This window comes from Halomonas sp. SS10-MC5, assembly GCF_015992245.1.
Taxonomy (GTDB): Bacteria; Pseudomonadota; Gammaproteobacteria; order Pseudomonadales; family Halomonadaceae; genus Halomonas; species Halomonas sulfidoxydans.
Map to the genome: position 1 here is coordinate 4,207,336 of NZ_CP065435.1, position 19,616 is coordinate 4,226,951.

General features: G+C 67.0%; 19 protein-coding genes and 1 other RNA gene. 9 read left to right on the forward strand and 11 right to left on the reverse strand.

Features of this window, described 5'->3' with window-relative positions:
* Positions 1–26 precede the first annotated feature (26 nt).
* Positions 27–833 carry a 4-hydroxy-tetrahydrodipicolinate reductase gene (dapB, locus tag I4484_RS19685; RefSeq protein ID WP_197448845.1) on the reverse strand — a complete coding sequence of 269 codons (807 nt, stop codon included), beginning with the start codon at positions 831–833 and terminating at the stop codon, positions 27–29.
* Positions 834–966: 133 nt separating this feature from the next.
* On the opposite strand from dapB, the gene I4484_RS19690 reads away from it, so the two are divergent.
* Positions 967–2,934 carry an MBL fold metallo-hydrolase gene (locus I4484_RS19690; RefSeq protein WP_197448846.1) on the forward strand — a complete coding sequence of 656 codons (1,968 nt, stop codon included), beginning with the start codon at positions 967–969 and terminating at the stop codon, positions 2,932–2,934.
* Here the strand turns inward: I4484_RS19690 and I4484_RS19695 are convergent.
* The gene (locus tag I4484_RS19695; RefSeq protein ID WP_234283687.1) at positions 2,931–3,845 is read right to left on the reverse strand and encodes a DMT family transporter; all 915 of its coding nucleotides are present in this window, start codon (positions 3,843–3,845) and stop codon (positions 2,931–2,933) included. The genes I4484_RS19690 and I4484_RS19695 overlap by 4 nt on opposite strands.
* Positions 3,842–4,123, reverse strand: coding sequence for a DUF2218 domain-containing protein (locus tag I4484_RS19700; protein WP_197448847.1), 282 nt, complete (start codon positions 4,121–4,123; stop codon positions 3,842–3,844). Before I4484_RS19700 ends, I4484_RS19695 begins: the two co-directional genes overlap by 4 nt.
* Before the next feature lie 175 nt (positions 4,124–4,298).
* Here I4484_RS19700 and I4484_RS19705 point away from each other — a divergent pair, with 175 nt between their 5' ends.
* Positions 4,299–5,243: an HNH endonuclease gene (locus I4484_RS19705; protein ID WP_197448848.1), complete on the forward strand. Its 945-nt coding sequence runs from the start codon at positions 4,299–4,301 to the stop codon at positions 5,241–5,243.
* A 71-nt stretch (positions 5,244–5,314) separates the two neighbouring features.
* Here the strand turns inward: I4484_RS19705 and dnaJ are convergent, their stop codons facing one another.
* The 3 genes from dnaJ to grpE all read right to left on the reverse strand — a co-directional run bounded on the left by dnaJ (position 5,315) and on the right by grpE (position 9,253).
* Positions 5,315–6,466: a molecular chaperone DnaJ gene (gene dnaJ / locus I4484_RS19710; RefSeq protein ID WP_197448849.1), complete on the reverse strand. Its 1,152-nt coding sequence runs from the start codon at positions 6,464–6,466 to the stop codon at positions 5,315–5,317.
* 105 nt (positions 6,467–6,571) lie between these two features.
* Positions 6,572–8,503, reverse strand: a complete 1,932-nt coding sequence (gene dnaK, locus I4484_RS19715) for a molecular chaperone DnaK (RefSeq protein ID WP_197448850.1) — start codon at positions 8,501–8,503, stop codon at positions 6,572–6,574.
* 120 nt (positions 8,504–8,623) lie between these two features.
* A complete protein-coding gene (gene grpE / locus I4484_RS19720) occupies positions 8,624–9,253 on the reverse strand; it encodes a nucleotide exchange factor GrpE (protein ID WP_197448851.1) in 630 nt (209 codons plus the stop codon).
* Positions 9,254–9,469: 216 nt separating this feature from the next.
* Between grpE and recN the strand changes: the two genes are divergently transcribed.
* Positions 9,470–11,146: a DNA repair protein RecN gene (recN, locus tag I4484_RS19725; protein ID WP_197448852.1), complete on the forward strand. Its 1,677-nt coding sequence runs from the start codon at positions 9,470–9,472 to the stop codon at positions 11,144–11,146.
* A gap of 80 nt (positions 11,147–11,226) precedes the next feature.
* Here recN and fur read toward each other — a convergent pair whose 3' ends face one another.
* A complete protein-coding gene (gene fur / locus I4484_RS19730) occupies positions 11,227–11,673 on the reverse strand; it encodes a ferric iron uptake transcriptional regulator (RefSeq protein ID WP_159555291.1) in 447 nt (148 codons plus the stop codon).
* A gap of 72 nt (positions 11,674–11,745) precedes the next feature.
* Between fur and I4484_RS19735 the strand changes: the two genes are divergently transcribed.
* The gene (locus I4484_RS19735) at positions 11,746–12,231 is read left to right on the forward strand and encodes an outer membrane protein assembly factor BamE (RefSeq protein ID WP_197448853.1); all 486 of its coding nucleotides are present in this window, start codon (positions 11,746–11,748) and stop codon (positions 12,229–12,231) included.
* Positions 12,232–12,244: 13 nt separating this feature from the next.
* On the opposite strand, the gene I4484_RS19740 is transcribed toward I4484_RS19735, so the two are convergent.
* On the reverse strand, positions 12,245–12,544 hold the full coding sequence (locus I4484_RS19740; protein WP_197448854.1) for an RnfH family protein: 300 nt from the start codon (positions 12,542–12,544) through the stop codon (positions 12,245–12,247).
* On the reverse strand, positions 12,534–12,968 hold the full coding sequence (locus I4484_RS19745; RefSeq protein ID WP_197448855.1) for a type II toxin-antitoxin system RatA family toxin: 435 nt from the start codon (positions 12,966–12,968) through the stop codon (positions 12,534–12,536). Before I4484_RS19745 ends, I4484_RS19740 begins: the two co-directional genes overlap by 11 nt.
* 125 nt (positions 12,969–13,093) lie before the next feature.
* On the opposite strand from I4484_RS19745, the gene smpB reads away from it, so the two are divergent.
* Together smpB and ssrA are read left to right on the forward strand one after the other, a co-directional pair.
* Positions 13,094–13,585, forward strand: coding sequence for an SsrA-binding protein SmpB (gene smpB / locus I4484_RS19750; protein WP_197448856.1), 492 nt, complete (start codon positions 13,094–13,096; stop codon positions 13,583–13,585).
* A gap of 123 nt (positions 13,586–13,708) precedes the next feature.
* Positions 13,709–14,087: a transfer-messenger RNA gene (ssrA, locus tag I4484_RS19755) on the forward strand.
* 81 nt (positions 14,088–14,168) lie between these two features.
* Here the strand turns inward: ssrA and I4484_RS19760 are convergent.
* Positions 14,169–14,912, reverse strand: coding sequence for a Crp/Fnr family transcriptional regulator (locus I4484_RS19760; RefSeq protein ID WP_330932866.1), 744 nt, complete (start codon positions 14,910–14,912; stop codon positions 14,169–14,171).
* Positions 14,913–15,267: 355 nt separating this feature from the next.
* Between I4484_RS19760 and I4484_RS19765 the strand changes: the two genes are divergently transcribed.
* From I4484_RS19765 to I4484_RS19775, 3 genes are all read left to right on the forward strand, one after another.
* Entirely contained in the window at positions 15,268–16,467 is a 1,200-nt protein-coding gene (locus I4484_RS19765; RefSeq protein ID WP_197448857.1) for a saccharopine dehydrogenase family protein, read from the forward strand.
* A 6-nt stretch (positions 16,468–16,473) separates the two neighbouring features.
* Complete coding sequence (nspC, locus tag I4484_RS19770; RefSeq protein ID WP_234283686.1) at positions 16,474–17,646, forward strand: carboxynorspermidine decarboxylase; 1,173 nt, start codon at positions 16,474–16,476, stop codon at positions 17,644–17,646.
* Positions 17,647–17,789: 143 nt separating this feature from the next.
* A complete protein-coding gene (locus tag I4484_RS19775; RefSeq protein ID WP_197448858.1) occupies positions 17,790–19,094 on the forward strand; it encodes an aspartate kinase in 1,305 nt (434 codons plus the stop codon).
* A 91-nt stretch (positions 19,095–19,185) separates the two neighbouring features.
* Here the strand turns inward: I4484_RS19775 and I4484_RS19780 are convergent, their stop codons facing one another.
* Positions 19,186–19,437, reverse strand: coding sequence for a hypothetical protein (locus I4484_RS19780; RefSeq protein WP_197448859.1), 252 nt, complete (start codon positions 19,435–19,437; stop codon positions 19,186–19,188).
* Positions 19,438–19,616 lie beyond the last annotated feature (179 nt).

The following is a 19,616-nucleotide window of genomic DNA, read 5'->3' on the forward strand; positions in this document are numbered from 1 at the left end:
GGATTCTGCCCTTCTCGACCACCCCTTTAGTCCAAGCCCAGCACGTCCTGCATACCGTACCGCCCGTTGTTCTTGTCGGCGACCCAACGCGCCGCGCGCACCGCGCCCTTGGCGAAAGTCATGCGGCTAGAGGCCTTGTGGGTAATCTCGATGCGCTCGCCCTCGGTGGCGAACATCACCGTGTGCTCGCCGACGATATCGCCGGCGCGCACCGTGGCGAAGCCGATCTCCTTGTCGGTCCGCGGCCCGCACTGGCCGACGCGCTCGAACACGCCGTGCTCCTTCAGCGTGCGGCCGAGGCTCTCGGCCACCACCTCGCCCATCCTCAGCGCGGTGCCGGAGGGCGAGTCGACCTTGTGACGATGGTGGGCCTCGATCACTTCGATGTCGTAGCCCTCGTCGCCCAGCGCCCGGGCCGCGGTTTCGAGAAGCTTCAGGGTCAGGTTCACCCCCACGCTCATGTTGGGGGCAAAGACGAAGGGCAACCTGTCACGATAGCCGTCGAGTTCGGCCAGCTCATCGTCGGCAAGCCCGGTGGTACCAATCACCATGCGCTTGTCGTGCGCCGCGCAGAAGGCCAGGTTGGCCAGCGTCACCCGCGGCGCGGTGAAGTCGATCAGCACATCGAAGTCGTCGACGATGGCGTCGAGGGAATCCACCGCGGCGACGCCCAGCTTGCCGAGTCCCGCCAGCTCGCCGATATCGGCCCCGGCCAGCGAACTGCCCGGCTCGACGATACCGCCGGCCAGGGTGGCGCCGGCATCCTGCTGCACGGCGTTGACCAGGGTGCGGCCCATGCGGCCGGCGACACCGACGATGGCGATACGGGTCATGCGGACTCCTGCGAAATCTGACGAGTGGGGATCGAGGCAGTATACCAGAGCCACGGCCCCACTGGCCGAGCGCTTGGGCAAGTCAGGCGCCGTCACCCACACTGGTCATAACGATATCCGAGCAAGGAGCGCCATGACGACGACACCGGAGCTGTCCCCCGACCACCCGCTGCCGGCGCTGCTGGAGCGCCACCGGCGCCTGCTGCTCACCGGTCCGCCCGGCAGTGGCAAGACCACCCTCGCGCGTCAGGTGGCCACCCACCTGGCCGAGCGCGGCGAGGTGTGTCACTGCCTCGCCGCCGACCCCGGCCTGCCCGGCTTCGGCCCGCCCGGTGCCATCTGCCTGGGGCGCTGGGACGTGCACCTGGGCGCCTGGCGCCTGGAAGCCCTCGAGGCGCTGACCACCCTCGACAGCGCCCGCTTCCGCCTGCCCCTGGTCGAGGCGGTACGCCGCCTGGCCCAGCGAGTCGGGCCCGGGGCGCTGCTGGTCGACGCCCCCGGCGTGGAGCGCGGCATCGGGGGCGCCGAGCTGCTGCCGGCGCTGGCCGGCGCCGCCGGCGTGGGTGCCGTGGTGCGCCTGGCGCCGGCCCACCAGCCCGATCCGTATCCCCATGAACGCGCCGCGCTGGGCCTCGCGACGCTGCAGCTGGCGGCCGACGCCGCGGCCCGGCACCCCGGCAAGCAGCAGCGCAAAGAGTGGCGCACCGCGGCGTGGGATGCCTACCTGGCGCAGGCGAAGGAGCAGGAGCTGCCCCTGGCAGCGCTGGCCATCCTCGGCACGCCGCCACCGAACGATGCCGCCCACGCCTGGCAGGGACGCCAGGTCGGCCTGCTCGACGCCACCGGCAACAGCCTGGCACTGGGCGAGGTGCTGGCGCTGGAGGGCGACATGCTGCGACTGCTGGCGCCCGCGCTGAGCGCCACGCCCCGCCGGCTGGTGATACGCGACGCCGTTCGTCGTCGCGAGGGCGGCCTCGGTACCGCCGCGCACGTCCCATCGCCACGCACGTCACCGACATGCCGCGAGGAGGAGCCGGCACTTACCCCGGCACTGGACGAGCAGTTCATCGGCCCGCGCCCGACGCTGCGCCTGGGCAACATGCGCGCCACGCTGGTCAACGGCGTGTTCGGCGACCCGCTGCTGCACCTGCGTCTGCGCCACCGCAAGCGCAGCCTGCTGTTCGACCTGGGCGATCCCGGCCGGCTGCCGGCACGGCTGGCCCACCAGGTCAGCGACGTGTTCGTCAGCCATGCCCACGCCGACCACATCGGCGGCTTCCTGTGGCTGCTGCGCTCACGCATCGGCGACTACTCGCCCTGCCGGGTCTACGGCCCGCCCGGGCTCGCCGGCCACCTGGACGGCTTTCTGCGCGGCATCCTGTGGGATCGGGTGGAGGAGAAGGCGCCCCGCTTCGAAGTCTTCGAGCTGCACGGCGAGCGCCTGGCACATTACCGCCTGGTGGCAGGCCAGCCGATGAAGGCGCTCTCCCCGCGCGAGGTGGACGCCGGTGTGATCCACGCCGAGCCCGGCTTTCGCGTCAGAGCGACCACCCTGGACCACGGCACCCCGGTACTGGCCTTCGCCTATGAGCCGGAAACCCAGCTCAAGGTGCGCAAGGAGGGGCTCGAGGCCCACGGCTGGGCGCCGGGACCCTGGCTCGGCGAGCTCAAGCAGCGCATGCTGGAGCGCGATGACGCGGGCGATATCGCGCTGCCCGATGGCAGCCGGCGCCCGGTCGCCGAGCTGGCGGAGCTGCTGCTGTTCTCGCAGCCGGGCCAGCGCCTGGTCTACGCCACCGACTTCGGCGACACCCCCGAGAACCGCGAGCGCCTGCGCTCGCTGGCCCAAGGCGCCGAGGTGCTGTTCTGCGAGGCCTCGTTCCGCGAGGATCAGGCCGAGCAGGCCCGGCGCACCGGCCACCTGACCGCCCGCGCCTGCGGCGAGATCGCCGCCGCGGCCGGGGTCGGCCAACTGGTGCCGTTCCACTTCTCGCGCCGCCACGTGGAGGACGTGCAGGCGCTCTACGCCGAGATTCGCCGCCACTTCCCGCGGCTGGCCGCCACGCCTGGCAGCGAGCCGGATACCGAGGCACTGGATTAGCGCGCTTGAGCCCCTTTGCCATCCTGACGCAGCAGCAGGCCGATGGCAGCGAGCACCAGCGCGCTGCCCGGCAGCCAGTGCCAGCCGATCTGCTCGGGTGCGGTGGCGAACAGCAGCAACATCGAGACGAACGGCACCATGTAGCCGTAGGCGGTGACGGCGCCGGGCGTGAGTACCGCCGTGGCACGCTGCATCAGCCAGAAGGTGAGCGCACTGGAGAAGAGCCCGAGATAGATCACCAGGGTCAGGTCCTGCCAGCGCATCGCTATGAGCTGGCCGGCGGGCTCGATGGCGAGGCCCAGCAGGCCGATGGCGAGCCCGCCCAGGCCCAGGCTCCAGAAGGTGCGCACCGCCGCCGATTCGGGCAGCCACTCCCGCGCCAGCCCCCACTTGCTGAGCACCGGATAGAGCGCCGACGACACGCAGCCGAGGAAGAACACCGCCTCGCCGATGCCCAGCTGCATGGCTTCGCCATGACGGCGCGCCTCGGCAGCGGCGAGCCCCAGCGCGCCCGCCGCGCCCAGCGCGAGAATGGCCGGCAGCTGCCAGCCCGGCCGCTCGACGCGAAAGCCGAGCCCCAGCAGGTAGGCCAGCAGCGGCACGGTGACGTAGAGGGTGGCCATGGAGAGCGCGGTGGCATGGTGGGCGGCCCAGAACATGGCACCGAAGAAGCCGGCCAGGCACAGCCCCATCAGCGTGTAGAGCGGCAACACCCGCCAGGGCGGCAGGAACTCGGACGAGCGCCGCGCCAGCCACCACAGCCCGGCGCAGGCAATGGCGAAACGCAGAGCGGTGAGCGACAGCGGAGGAAGCTTGCCCATCAGTTCCACGGCGGGAAACGACAGCCCCACCAGCAGCGCCCAGAGCAGCATGCCCAGATGGGCCAGGCGCGGTGATATCGGCGCGCTCAATTTTCCCAGACGATGGCCAGGTCCTCGTCGCCCGCCATGCGCTGCAGGTGGGAATCCACCACGCCCTCCAGGCGATCGAGGGTCTCCTCGTCCAGCGCCTCGATGGCCACCAGCAGCTTGCCCGGTGCCACGCGCATCACACAGGAGCCCTCCTCGAACGCCACGCGGCTCTCCTCCTCGCCCTGCTCCACCTCCAGCTTGTGCGCCCAGTGCTTGCACAGCCGGCTCATCAGCCTCGCCCCGGACTCGGTAGCGATCTCGGCACGCGACATCGGCATAACAACGATCTCCCTTCGCATTGAAGTTAACAGACTAAGACGCCGGGGCGGGTTGGCGCCAGACCCGCGGTGCAGGGCCACACGAAACGATTGGTTCGATTAGTTGACTCCTTGCAACCCGGCCGACGTGGTAACTTGATTTCAGAATTGCATGGGGAGAAAGGAAGACAATGAAATGCTCGACGCACTTGCCTACCTAACTCGCTTGAGAGTTGGGCAACGCCGGGGGCATCCGGCACCCAACAAGCCTTGCTTGTTATTAGCGATCATCTGCGAAATCCAGACTGGCCATGTCGCATCGAACCGGGTCATCCTCGACGCCCGCCTGTTGGCGCGCTACCACGATATCTACGAAGTGCTTACTGGCGAGCGGCACAAGGCCAGTGCCTGGCTTCCCTTGTGGCACCTTCGCAGCGACAAGGGACCATCTGGGAAACTCTGGTCACCCGAATATGCGGAAAAGGTTGCTGGACTGGCAAGCCAGCTCGGCCAACCGAAGTCCCTCAATCAACTCTTGGAGCGCTTCCGCTCTGCGCGGCTCGATCCCGTGCTCTTCTCGGCGCTACAGGACCGGCAGTCGGCCGATGAGGCTTGCGCCCTGATCGCTCAATGCTATCTAGCATCGGATCCGACGGCCTACGAAGACCTCCTGACCTACCTTGAGACGGCGCTGGCCAGCGGCGAATATGAGAAGCATCCCGAGCGGCTGAAGGGCAATATCCAAGAATCACACAAGAAGTATGCTCGCTCCGTCGCCTTCCGCTCCTTGGTACTGGAGGCCTACGACTACCGATGCGCAGCCAGCCGGCTGCGCTATATCACTCCGGATTACCGCTACCTGGTGGAAGCGGCCCACTTGATACCTTTCTCCGAGAGCCAGGACGACCGTCCCGTCAATGGCCTGGCTCTGACCCCCAACCTGCACTGGGCAATGGATAATCACTTGATCGCCCCTGGTCCCGACCATCGCTGGCACCTTAGTCCCACGGTTGATCCCTTGGTGGCCGACAACCGCTGGCTCTGGGAGCTGGACGGACTACCTTTGGTGTTGCCCCGGGATCCGCAGCGGCAACCGGCCAGAGAAGCCCTGGCCTGGCGACTAGATCATCTGGAGCGCTGAGCCACGACATAATAAGGCCCCGACATCTGGGGCGATGCCGGGGCCTTGTTAGCATGAGAAGCAGGAGCCCTTTACGGCTTCATGTCCTCGAAGAACTTCTTCACGCCGTCGAAGAAGCTGGTCTTCTTCGGCGAGTGGCTGCGGCTGTTGCTGCCGTCGAGGCTCTCCTGGAGCTGGCGCAGCAGCGCCTTCTGCTCCTCGTTGAGGTTGACAGGTGTCTCCACCACCACCTTGCACAGCAGGTCGCCGGGGGGGCCTCCGCGTACCGGCTTGACGCCCTTGCCGCGCAGGCGGAACAGCTTGCCGGTCTGGGTCTCGGGCGGGATCTTGAGCTTGACCCGGCCGTCCAGCGTGGGCACCTCGAGTTCGCCGCCCAGGGCGGCGTCGACGAAGTTGATCGGTACCTCGCACTGCAGGTGCTTGCCGTCGCGCTGAAAGATGTGGTGCGGCTTGATCGCCACCTGCACGTAGAGATCGCCCGGCGGGCCGCCGTTGATGCCCGATTCGCCCTCGCCATTGAGACGAATGCGATCGCCGCTGTCCACCCCGGCGGGGATCTTCACCGACAGGGTGCGGGTTTCGCGCGTGCGGCCCTCGCCGTGGCACTTGTGGCACGGCACCTTGATGTGCACGCCGCTGCCGTGACAGGTCGGGCAGGTCTGCTGCACGGCGAAGAAGCCCTGCTGCATGCGCACCTGGCCGTGGCCGTTGCAGGTGGGGCAGGTCTCCTTGGTGGAACCCGGCTCGGCACCGCTGCCGTCGCAGCGGTCGCACTCCACGTGGCGCGGCACGCGGATATCGACCGTGGTACCGGCGACGGCGCTCTCGAGATCGAGCTCGAGGTTGTAGCGCAGGTCGCTGCCGCGCTGCGGGGCATGGGGGCTGCGCCGGCCACCGCCGCCGCCGAAGATGTCGCCGAAGACGTCGCCGAAGATGTCGCTGAAGCCGCCGGCGCCCGCGCCGCCGAAACCGCCGCCACCGAAGCCGCCGGCCTGGCCGTCGACCCCGGCATGGCCGAACTGGTCGTAGGCGGCGCGCTTCTCGCCGTCGGAGAGGATTTCGTAGGCCTCGGACACCTCACGGAAGCGCTCGGCCGCCGTGTCATCGTCCGGATTGCGGTCCGGATGGTACTTCTGCGCCAGCCGTCGGTAGGCCTTCTTGATGTCCTTCGTGTCGGCGCCCCGCTCGACGCCGAGCACCTCGTAATAATCGCGTTTGGACATGGGTCCATGCGCCTCCTGGTCTAGGCAGATCTGCCCGATCCGCGGAAACGGCAACGCGGGAGTCGTCCCCCCGCGCTACCGTCGTCCGTGGCATCGCCTTGGCGATTACTGCTTCTTCTGGTCGTCGTTGACTTCTTCGTACTCCGCGTCGACCACGTCCTCATCCGGCTTGCCATCGCCCCCGGCCTGCTCGCCGCCGGCCTGCTGAGCGGCTTCGGCCTGCTCGGCGTACATCTTCTGGGCGAGCTGGCCGGACGCCTCGGTCAGCGCATCGAGCTTGGCCTGGATGGCGTCCTTGTCGTCGCCCTTGAGCGCCTCTTCCAGCTCACTGATGGCGCTTTCGATGGCCTGCTTCTCCTCGTCGCTGGCCTTGTCGCCGGCCTCGCTGAGGGTCTTGCGCGAGGCGTGGATCATGCCGTCGGCCTGATTGCGCAGCTGGACGAGTTCCTCGAACTTCTTGTCCTCGTCGGCATGCGCCTCGGCGTCGCGGACCATCTGCTCGATCTCCTCATCCGAGAGCCCGCTGGAGGCCTTGATGACGATCGACTGCTCCTTGCCGGTGGCCTTGTCCTTGGCCGAGACGTTGAGGATGCCGTTGGCGTCGAGGTCGAACGCCACCTCGATCTGCGGCACGCCGCGCGGCGCCGGCGGGATGTCGGCCAGGTCGAAGCGGCCCAGCGACTTGTTCTGGCCGGCCTGCTTGCGCTCGCCCTGCAGCACGTGGATGGTCACGGCGGTCTGGTTGTCGTCCGCGGTCGAGAAGGTCTGGGTCTTCTTGGTCGGGATGGTGGTGTTCTTCTCGATCAGCGGGGTCATCACGCCGCCCAGGGTCTCGATCCCCAGGGTCAGCGGAGTGACGTCGAGCAGCAGCACGTCCTTGACGTCGCCGCCCAGCACGCCGCCCTGGATCGCCGCGCCCACGGCCACGGCCTCGTCCGGGTTGACGTCCTTGCGCGCCTCCTTGCCGAAGAAGTCGGCCACCTTCTTCTGCACCAGCGGCATGCGGGTCTGGCCACCGACCAGGATCACGTCGTCGATCTCGTTGGCGGACAGCCCGGCGTCGGCCAGCGCGGTCTTGCACGGCCCCATGGAGCGCTGCACCAGCTCCTCCACCAGCGACTCCAGCTTGGCCCGGGTCACCTTCACGTTGAGGTGCTTGGGCCCGGTGTTGTCGGCGGTGATGTAGGGCAGGTTGACGTCGGTCTGCTGCGCGCTTGACAGCTCGATCTTGGCCTTCTCGGCGGCTTCCTTGAGGCGCTGCATGGCCAGGTTGTCGCCGGAGAGATCGATGCCGCTGTCGGCCTTGAACTGATCGACCAGGTAGTTGATCAGCTTCATGTCGAAGTCTTCACCGCCGAGGAAGGTGTCGCCGTTGGTGGCCAGCACCTCGAACTGGGTCTCGCCGTCGACGTCGGCCACCTCGATGATCGAGATGTCGAAGGTACCGCCGCCCAGGTCGTACACGGCGATGGTCTTGTCGCCGCGCGCCTTGTCCATGCCGTAGGCCAGCGCCGCCGCAGTGGGCTCGTTGATGATGCGCTTGACCTCGAGGCCGGCGATGCGCCCGGCATCCTTGGTGGCCTGGCGCTGGCTGTCGTTGAAGTAGGCCGGCACCGTGATCACCGCCTCGGTGACGGTCTCGCCCAGGTAGTCCTCGGCGGTCTTCTTCATCTTCTTCAGCACTTCGGCGCTGACCTGCGGCGGTGCCAGCTTCTTGCCCTTGACCTCAACCCAGGCGTCGCCGTTGTCGGCCTCGACGATGCCGTAGGGCACCATCTTGATGTCCTTCTGCACCACGTCGTCCTTGTAGCGGCGACCGATCAGGCGCTTGATGGCGTACAGGGTGTTCTGCGGGTTGGTGACCGCTTGGCGCTTGGCCGCCTGCCCCACCAGGATCTCGCCATCATCGGTGTAGGCGATGATGGAAGGCGTGGTGCGGGCGCCCTCGGCGTTCTCGATCACCTTGGCGCTGTCGCCGTCGAGCACGGCCACGCAGGAGTTGGTGGTCCCCAGGTCAATACCGATGATGCGTCCCATAGGAAATCCTCGAAAATTCGTTTGCCTTGAATCATCTCAGCGGCAGCTGCCGCGGTTGACGTCTATCTGGGGGGCGTGAATGCGCTTTTCAAGCCCCACCCCCGTTTTCATCCGCTCGGCTCAGCCGGCCGCCTGGCTGACCACGACCATGGCCGGGCGCACCAGGCGACCGTTGAGCGTGTAGCCCTTCTGCACCACTTCCATCACGCTGTTGGGCTCGAGCTCGGGATTGGGCACCATGGCCATCGCCTCGTGATACTGCGGGTCGAACGGCTCGCCGGCAGGGTCGAGCCGCTCGACGCCGAACTTGGCCAGCACGTCCTGCTGCATCTTCAGCGTCATGGCCACGCCCTCGCGGTGGGCTTCGCTGGCGTCGTCGCCCATGGCCTCGAGCGCCTTCTCCAGGCTGTCGACCACCGGCAGCAGCTCCTTGACGAAGCGCTCCAGGGCGAACTTGCGCGCCTTCTCGGCCTCCTGTTCGGCGCGGCGGCGTACGTTCTGCGCCTCGGCGGCAGCGCGTAGCGCCTGGTCCTTGGCCTCGGCCAGGCTCTGCTCCAGCTCCTCGACCTGGGCGGCCAGCATGTCGGCCTCGGGATTGTCGCTCACCGTCGCCGGCTCCTCGGCGGCGACGGACTCGTCATCGTCAAGGCCGACCGCGTCGTCCAGCTCGCCTTCCATCGGCTCCGGCCGGGCCTCCTCCTCGCGCCGTTCCAGCTCGTCGTCAAGCGGGGTCTGGGGTTCTTTAGCCATGCGCATCTCCTGAAGCGTGGTTCGGCCATGCGGCCGCAACGGTTTCGATTGGGCGAAAGCCTGGTCTGCCGCCTATATGGGGGCCCTGCCCGCAATCTCAAGAGACCCGCGAGGCTCATGTGCCAGAGGAAGCGTTGAGCGGCAGTCTCGACTACTGTATAAAAACGCAATACCGTGTATGGATATCCAGCCCTGTCGCGGCTACCGGGAGGCCCCATGCTGACGCAGCTTGCCATTCGCGATTTCGCCATCGTCGATACGCTCGACCTGGAACTTGCCGGCGGCATGACCGCCATCACCGGGGAGACCGGGGCGGGCAAGTCGATCCTGCTCGGCGCCCTGGGGCTGTGCCTGGGCGAGCGTGCCGATGCCGGCAGCGTGCGCCACGGCTGCGAGCGCGCCGACCTCTCGGCGCGCTTCGACATCGCCACGCTGCCCGCCGCCCGGCGCTGGCTCGAGGAACGCGAGCTGCCCGCCGACGACTGCCTGCTGCGCCGCGTGGTAACCGCGGGCGGCCGCTCGAAGGCGTGGATCAACGGCCAGCCGGCCACGGTGGCCGACCTCAAGGCGCTCGGCGAGCATCTGGTCGAGATCCACGGCCAGCATGCCCATCAGCTGCTGCTGCGCGAGGAGACCCACCTGCGCCTGCTCGACGATTTCGCCGGCAACCGCAGCGCCGTCAACCAGCTCGGAGAGACCTTCCGCCGCTGGCAGTCGGCCCGGCGCCGCCTCAGGCAGCTGACCGAGAGCGGCGACGAGGTGCAGGCGCGCCGCCAGCTGCTGCGCTATCAGGTCGAGGAGCTCGACGCCCTGGCCCTGGGCGAGGAGGAACTCGCCACTCTGGAGCACGAGCAGGAGCAGCTCGCCCACGCCGAGGAGACGCTGCGCGAGGCGCAGTTTGCCGCCGAGTGCTGCGACGGTGACGAAGGCGGCGTGCTGACGCTGCTCCACCAGGCCACCCAACACCTCGACCCGCTGCCGGGCAGCGACCGAGGCGCGCTGGCCGAGGTGCTCGCCATGCTGGGCGAGGCACGCATCCAGATCGAGGAGGCCGTGCGCGAGCTCAACCGCTTCGCCGACGCCACCGAGCTCGACCCGGAGCGCTTGGCCTGGGTGGAGTCGCGGCTGGGCGAGGTGCATCGCATCGCGCGCAAGCATCACGTGATGCCTGAAGAGCTGCCCGCGCTGCATCGCCGGCTGCAGGCCGAGCTGGCGGGCCTCGAAGGGAGCGAGCATGACCTCGAGGCGCTGCGCGCCGAAGTGGAGGCCCTGCGCGACGGCTGGCGCGAGCGGGCGCGCACGGTCGGCGAGGCTCGCCGCCAGGCGGCGGGAAAATTCGGCAAGGCGGTGCAGGAGCAGCTCGCCTTCCTGGCCATGGGCAAGGCACGCTTCGAGGTGGAAGTGGAGGCGCGGCAGTCGCCGCAGCCGGACGGCATGGAGGCGGTGCGCTTCCTGATCAGTGCCAACCCCGGCCAGCCGCCGCGGCCGCTGGCCAAGGTCGCCTCTGGCGGCGAGCTGTCGCGCATCAGCCTGGCGATCCAGGTGGTCGCGGCACGCCACTCGACCATACCCAGCCTGGTGTTCGACGAGGTCGACGTGGGCATCTCTGGCGCCACCGCGGAGATCGTCGGCCAGCTGTTGCGCCGGCTGGGCGAGAACGGCCAGGTGATGACCGTGACCCACCTGCCTCAGGTGGCGGCCCAGGCCCATCATCACCTACACATCGAGAAGCGGGCCAAGCGCGACTCCACCCTGACGCGCATGGCGCTGCTCGACGAGGCCGGCCGGGTCAGCGAGCTGGCGCGCATGCTCGGCGGGGTCAACCTCTCCGACCGCACCCTGGCTCACGCTCGAGAGATGCTCGATGCCAGCCAGCAGGGCGCCGCCCACTAACCCGCTCCAGCCTCTTAACGCAAGCGGCCCCGATCGAGGATCGGGGCCGCCATGGCGCTGATTCGGCACTCACCCACGCCTCACTTGCGCGGCGAACCCTCCTGGCGCGTGGCATTGGAGCCGCGCGGACGCACGTAGAGCACCAGAGCATGATCGACGAGTTCGAAGCCGTGCTCCTCGGCAATCTCCTGCTGACGGCGCTCGATGGTCTCGTCGAAGAACTCGATGATCTCGCCACTGTCGAGGCACACCATGTGGTCGTGGTGCTCCTCCTGGGAGATCTCGAACACGGCATGGCCGCCATCGAAGTTGTGGCGAATCACCAGGCCCGCCGACTCGAACTGGGTCAGCACGCGATAAACGGTCGCCAGGCCGACGTCTTCCCCGGCTTCCAGCAGGGTCTTGTAGACATCCTCAGCGCTCAGGTGATGCTGACCCGTGGCATTCTCGAGGATCTGCAGGATCTTCACTCGCGGCAGGGTGACCTTGAGGCCCGCCTTGCGCAGTTCATGGTTCTGGTCGGCCATGTTCGCTCTTCGCAGTATCAGGTAGGGTCGGGTATGATCGACCGAATCCACGATAGTGAAGAACGGACACAAATGCAAAAGCTGATCAAAACCCTCCCGCTCGTCATCGCCCTGACCGTCGTCAGCGGCTGCGTCTACAAGCGCGACCTTCCCCAGGGCAACTACATCACCGAGGGCATGGTCCAGCAGCTCCAGCCCGGCCTGAGCCGCGCCCAGGTCGTCGACCTGCTGGGCCGGCCGCTGCTGGAAGCGCCCTTCGACGCCAACCAGTGGGACTATGTGTTCCGCCTCGACGAAGCCTACGGCGGCGTGCAGCAGCGCCGATTGACGCTGACCTTCGCCGGCGACCGCCTGGTCAACGTGCAGCAGGAAGGGGATTTCTCCGAGGACATCGAGCTGCGGGCGCAGGACGATCTCGGCCCGGCGGCCGAGAGCGCCGACCCCGCCGGCATGCTGCCCGAGAGCCAGCCGCAGGCCGTGCCCGAGCGCGCCCCGGACGCCGGCGGCACCCTGCCGCAAGGCGGCGAGCCGGCCTCCAGCGAACCGCTGGACATGTAACGCCGCGGCTGCACTAGCGCCCGGCGCGCCGGGCACGCGCCTCCATGGGGTCGACCTCAAGAGGACGATAGACCTCGACCCGGTCGCCAGCGCGCAGGCGATGGTCATCGGGGTCGCGCAGCCGCTTGCCGAAGATCCCCAGGTCCGCCTCGGCAAAGGTCGCGGGCGGCACCTCGGGGAAGAGGTCGTCCAGCTTGGCCAGGGCGACGGCCTGGCGCGCCGTGGTGCCCGGCGGCACCTCGAGCGTCACGATGCGCTGCCTCTCGGGCAGGGCAAAGGCGACCTCCACCTCGAGCTTCGCCTCAGCGGCCATAGATTTCGTCGGCCCGGCGGGTGAAGGCATCGACCAACTGCCCCGCTACCTGCTGAAACAGTTTGCCGAAGGCCATGCCCAGCAGCCGGTTGGCGAACTCGAACTCCATTTCCAGGCACACCTTGCAGGTACCCTCGCCCATCGGCAGGAACAGCCAGCGCCCGCGCAGGCGCTTGAACGGCCCGCTGACCAGCGACATCTCGATGCGCTCGGGTTCGATCAGGTCGTTGCGGGTGGTGAAGCTCTGCTCGAGGCCCGCCCGTCCCAGGGTCATCTCACCGATCAGGTGCGACTCGTCGCGCTCGAGCAGCCGAGCCCGCCGACAGCCCGGCAGGAACTCGGGGTAGCGCTCGAAGTCGTTGACCAGTTCGAACATGTCCTGAGGGGTGTGCCGCACCAGGGCGGACCGATTGACCATTGGCATTGAGCTCTCCGCTGACTTCACAGTGCCCAGGGCGTATCATGAGCGGTTATTTCACGCCTTGAATGGTACCACGCTTCCCCTCAGATCGAGGCAGCGTGACACGGCAGAACATGACATGAGGTTCCATGGCCAACAAGAAAGCCAAGGGCAAGGGTCCCGGCGGCAACGTCATCGCCCAGAACAAGAAGGCTCGCTTCGAGTATCACATCGACGAGACCTTCGAGGCCGGCCTGGTGCTGGCCGGCTGGGAGGTGAAGAGCCTGCGCGCCGGCAAGGCCCAGCTCACCGATACCTATATCCTGGTGAAGGACGGCGAGGCGTGGCTGCTGGGCAGCCACATCACACCGCTCAACACCGCCAGCACTCACGAGATCGCCGACCCCTCGCGCACGCGCAAGCTGCTGCTGCACAGGAAGGAGATCGCCAAGATCTTCTCGCGCTCGCAGGAGAAGGGGCACACCTGCGTGCCGCTCAAGCTCTACTGGAAGGGCAACCGGGTGAAGTGCGAGCTGGCGCTGGTGACGGGCAAGAAGCTGCACGACAAGCGCGCCACCGAGAAGGACCGCGACTGGCAGCGCCAGAAGGGTCGCATCATGCGGGAACATACCAAGGCCTGAGCGGTCATAGTGAGCGACACCGTGACTGGCTCCCCGAAATCGGCAAGAATCGGGGAATGCGTGGAACCAACCCACCCGGCAGGTGTCATAGAAGTGCCCATGCTGATATGATGGGCCTGCTACGGGGGCGACATGGCTTCGACGCCGGTGACAACCTCCTAGGTGCATGCCGAGAGCGTGATGTATCTCGTAAATCCAACATCACGACTAAATAGTCGCAAACGACGACACCTACGCTCAGGGCGCCCTGGCAGCTTAAACCTGCTAGCGGTTAGTCCGGCCCCAAAGCGATGTGCCCATTCATCGCGGAGGGGATACGAGCTAAAAATGATGGGATCGCGGTTGGCGACGTCCTCTCGTCAATCGCTAAACCTTCGAGGAATCGCGTCGCTGGATCCTGCCCGTCGGAGCCAGTGGCGTTAAATGAAAAGACGGACCTAAGCATGTAGAGCCGAAGAGCGAGTGCCGGCGGACGCGGGTTCGATCCCCGCCGCCTCCACCAATCAAGCGAAAAAAGCACCCCTCGGGGTGCTTTTTTCGTTTCTGCTGGCGCCCGCATGAGCGCGGGCGTGAGGTGGTGCCGTCAAGCGAAGCTGTGGAACACCGGTGGCAGGGCCTCGTCGATGTAGGTGTCGTTGAACTCGACCAGCCGCGCCAAGGCGTCCGGGTCGGGCAGGACCGTGTGCTGGCGGTCACGGATCACCAGCCCCTCGTCGCGCAGCATGGAGAAGGTGCGGCTGACGTGCACCGCACTCAGCCCCAGGGCATCGCCGATCTGCTCCTGGGAGAGCGGCATGTGGAAACCATTCTCCTTGACCGCCCCGATCCGCTTGAGGCGCAGGTAGAGCTCGTAGAGGAAGTGCGCCAGCCGTTCGTGGGCGGCGTAGCGGCCCAGGTAGACCAGCCGCTCGGTGAGAATCGCCTGCTGCCGCACCGCCGTTGCCATGATGCCGGCCGCTAGCGCCGGCGAGCGGCCGAAGAGCTCGAAGAGCTGCTGGTGCGTGAACGGGCTGACCACGCCGTCGTTGATCATCGCCACGCCCGCCAGACGGCGCGAGAAGCCGAAATCCCGTATACCAATGATGTCGCCGGGTAGATAGACCTTCAGTATCTGCATCGATCCATTGCCGAGATTGCGGTAGGAGTAGGCCCAGCCCTCCTTGACCACGCAGAACAGGTCCACGTCCGCACTCTCCTGCCACAGCACTTCCCCGGCCGACACGCGCCTTGGATTGAGCTCGAGGCCCAGCAACAGGGCCTTGTCCTCCGCCGTCAACACGGCGTGAAGACCAAGCCCCTGCATCACTACACTGTCGAGTAGGGTCACACTCTGCCTCTCCGGCTTGTGGTTAAGTGGCGTCATACTAAAACATAAGCTTATATAGAGATTCATAACGCAGGTTATCGACGCTCGAGAATGGCCAAACGGATGCCGGAGCGAGGCGAGGGAGGCGCAGCGAGCCCGTGTCAGCGCTCGCCATTCGGCCAGCGCCGCCCGCCCCCTGCTTTGGTCTAATGGGCCATGACGAAATCACTTGCCCCCGGCTTCACGGGGGGCCATTATCTGCGCGCAAGCGACGAGCGAGACCGGGGTGGCATCGGGCACGGGCATACGAGATGGCCGAAACTCCGATAAGACCCTACGCTTTCATACACATCCCCGATCTGGATTCGAGAGGCCCATGAGCAAAGTCCTGATTATCGGCGCCGGTGGCGTCGGAGGCGTCGTCACCCACAAGTGTGCACAGCATCCCGAAGTGTTCAGCGAGATCTGCCTGGCCAGTCGCAACGAAGACAAGTGCAAGGCCATCGCCGCCCAGCTGGATCGCCCGATCCAGACGGCCCAGGTGGACGCCGACAGCGTCGAGGCCCTGGTGGCGCTGATCGAGTCGTTCAAGCCGGACGTGCTGATCCACGTGGCCCTGCCCTATCAGGACCTGACCATCATGGAGGCATGCCTCAAGACCGGCGTGCCCTACCTCGACACTGCCAACTACGAGCACCCGGACGAGGCCAAGTTCGAGTACAAGGAGCAGTGGGCGTTCCACGACCGCTACGCCGAGGCCGGCAACATGGCCACCCTGGGCTGCGGCTTCGACCCGGGCATGACCAACATCTACTGCGCCTACGCCCAGAAGAACCTGTTCGACGAGATCCACCGCATCGACATCCTGGATGCCAACGGCGGTGATCACGGCTATCCCTTCGCCACCAACTTCAACCCCGAGATCAACATTCGCGAGATCACCGCGAACGGTCGCTACTGGGAGAAGGGCGAGTGGAAGGAGACCGCGCCGCTGGCCGAGAAGCGCAAGTTCGACTTCGACGGCATCGGCGAGAAGGACATCTACCTGCTCTACCACGAGGAGCTCGAATCGCTCAGCCAGAACATCAAGGGGCTGGAGCGCATCCGCTTCTGGATGACCTTCTCCGAGAAGTACATCACCCACCTCAAGGTGCTCGAGAACGTCGGCATGACCCGCATCGAGCCGATCAAGGTGGGCGATTGCGAGATCGCCCCGCTGCAGTTCCTCAAGGCGGTGCTGCCCGACCCGGCCTCGCTCGGCCCGCGGACCAAGGGCAAGACCAACATCGGCATCATTGCCGACGGCATCAAGGACGGCAAGCGGCGCAAGGTGTACATCTACAACATCTGCGACCATGAGGCCTGCTACCGCGAGGTGCAGTCCCAGGCGATCTCCTACACCACCGGCGTGCCGGCGGTGACCGGCGCCATGCTGATGCTGGAGGGGATCTGGAAGGGCGCGGGCGTGTTCAACGTCGAGCAGCTCGACCCCGACCCCTTCATGGCGCGCATCGGCGACATGGGCCTGCCGTGGCAGATGGTCGAGCTCGACCCCGACCACGATCCGCTGGCCTGATCCGCCATGACAGCAAGCGACATGGACGAACCGGTCTACCCGTTCGACCTCGACGCCTGCCCCTCGCCGGCCTACGTGGTCGACGACGCGCTGCTGCGCCGCAACCTGGAGTTGCTCAGGCAGGTCCAGGAGGAGAGCGGCGCGCGGATCCTGCTGGCGCTGAAGGGCTTCGCCATGTGGGACACCTTCCCGCTGGTGAGCCAGTATCTGGTGGGCACCACCGCCAGCGGGCAGGACGAGGCGCGCCTGGGCGCGGAGACCTTCGGCGGCGAGGTGCACGTCTACTCGCCGGCCTTCACCGCCGAGGAGATGGAGGTGGTCCTGCAGTATGCCGACCACATCAGCTTCAACTCCCCGGGGCAGTGGCAGCGCTACCGCGACACTGTCGCGGCGGCGGCGCGCCGGGTCTCCTGCGGGCTACGGGTGAACCCCGAGTACTCCGAAGGCAAGGTGGCCATCTACGACCCCTGCGCGCCCGGCTCACGGCTGGGCACGCGGGCGACGGACTTCGAGGGCGCCGATCTCGCCGGGCTGGAGGGCCTGCACTTCCACACCCTGTGCGAACAGAACAGCGACGCCCTGGAACGCACGCTGGAGGCATTCGAGGCCAAGTTCGGGCGTTATCTCGCCGACAAGCAGTGGGTCAATTTCGGCGGCGGGCATCACATCACCCGCCCCGACTACGACGTCGAACGACTGGTACGGGTGATTCGCGGCTTCCGCCAGCGCCACCCGCACCTCACCGTCTACCTGGAGCCTGGCGAGGCGATCGCGCTGAACACCGGCTACCTGGTCTGCACGGTGCTGGATATCGTCGACAACGACGGCCCCAACGCCATCCTCGACACCTCGGCCACCGCGCACATGCCCGACGTGCTGGAGATGCCCTACCGGCCGCAGATCATCGGCGCCGGCGAACCGGGCGAGAAGGCCCATACCTACCGCCTGGGCGGCACCACCTGCCTGGCCGGCGACGTGATCGGCCGCTACTCGTTCGACACACCGCTGGCCATCGGCGATCGCCTGGTGTTCACCGACATGGCCCACTACACCATGGTCAAGACCACCACCTTCAACGGCATTCGCTTGCCGTCGATCTGCCGGATCGACGAAGTCAGCCGCGAGGTGCGCACGGTGAAGCGCTTCGGCTATGAAGCCTACAAGGAGCGCCTCAGCTAGGCGCGCCGGCACGAGAAAGCCCCTGCTGGGGCTTTTTTCGTATCTGCACCGCCAATTGCACGGCATGCCGGCCTCCCCTTTCCCCGGTCGGCGTTATGCCCCATGGTGTAGGGCACGACGTCACCAGACAGGGAGAGCCCGACATGACGACCGTGTTCAAGTTCGGCGGCGCCTCGATCAAGGATGCCGATGCCATACGCCACCTGACCCCGCTGATCGAGAAGCACACCGATAGGCCGCTGGTCGTGGTGGTCTCGGCCATGGGCAAGACCACCAACAAGCTGGAAGCGCTGCTTGCCGCCGCCCGCAGCGAAGGCAAGGAAGAGGCCTACCGCGAGTGCTTCGAGGCCCTGCAGGCGGACCACCACGAGGCGATGGAGGTGCTGTTCGGCGATTCTCGTGACTCACCGGCCGAGCGCGTCGATGCCCTGTTCGACGAGCTCGACGCCCTGCACCGCAAGCACCGAGCCAGCCCCTATGCCAGGCACTACGACCAGACCGTGTGCTACGGCGAGCTGATCTCCACCACCATCGTCGCGGCCTGGCTCAACCACTGCGGTATCGCCACCGACTGGCACGATGCCCGCGAACTGGTGCGCACCGACGCCTGTCATCAGGCCGCCAATCTCGACTGGGCCGCCACCGCCGACGCCATTCGCGGGCGTCTGAGGGGCAGCGAACGCGTGATCCTGACCCAGGGCTTCATCGGCGGCACCGAGCAGGGTGAGGCCACCACCCTGGGCCGCGAGGGCTCGGACTTCAGCGCGGCGATCTTCGCCCACTGCCTCGATGCCCGCGAGGTGGTGATCTGGAAGGACGTCACCGGCCTGTTCAACGCCGACCCCAGGCGCTTCGACAACGCCATACAGCTCGAGCGCCTCTCCTACGCCGAGGCCACCGAACTGGCCTGGCATGGCGCCAAGGTGATCCACCCCAAGACCCTGGGGCCGCTGCAGGAGAAGTCGATTCCGCTGACGGTGCGCTCCTTCGAGACGCCCGATGCCGCGCCCAGCGTGATCGACGCCGAGCGCCGTTTCGATGCCGAGGCGCCCTGCTGCATCCTGCGTGAAGAGCAGGTCTGGGTAGAGGTGCTGCCGCGCGATTTCGCCTTCATGGACGAACCGCGCCAGCACGACATTCTCGGCCGGCTGGTGGAGGCCGGCCTGCATGCCAATCTGGTCGACAGCAGCGCCATGCGCTTCGCCCTCTGTCTCGACGACAAGCCCGAGCGGCTCGAGCAGCTGATCGACTCGCTCGAGGCCGACTACGAAATCAACCGCGAGGATGGGCTGACGCTGCTGACCGTGCGCCATCCCCGGCCGGGGATGATGGATATCCTCAGCGAGGGTCGCGAAGCGCTGGCCGAGCGGCGCAACGCCACCACCGCCCAGCGCCTGTTCCGCAGCAGCGACTGCCCCGAGACCTGGCATATCCCCGAATCCCGTTAGACAGATGGAGCGTTAGACGGAAGGACGCCAAACGGAGCGGACCGCGCCTGCCATCGTCAGGCGCGGTCCGCTTGCTCTGTCGGCTGGGCGATCAATCGTCGAGGTCGATATCGTCCTCGTCGGTGGCCGCTCCGGTCACGGCACCGGCACCGGCACCGATCGCCGCACCGCGTACCACGCTGCCTCCCGTGGCGGCACCCGCGGCACCGCCCACGGCAGCCCCGACGCCGGCACCGCTGGCGGCGCGCTCACCGGTGCTGGTACCGCAGCCGGCCAGGGTCAGCATCAACGCCGCCAGGCCGGCTACCCACATGCCTCGACTTCCCAATCCATAGCGTTTCATGACATACCTCCCGATCCATGGATGCACGATTCCAGCGTAGTCAAGGCGGGTGTCAGTGAGCAAAGTGACGTCTATCGGCGACAAGCACGGTCCGTTTCGACGAATCGCAGCTCCCTGGCTCGTACCGCCTGATATGCCGCTCCGATAGCACAAAGCGCCGGGACGGTTCCCGTCCCAGC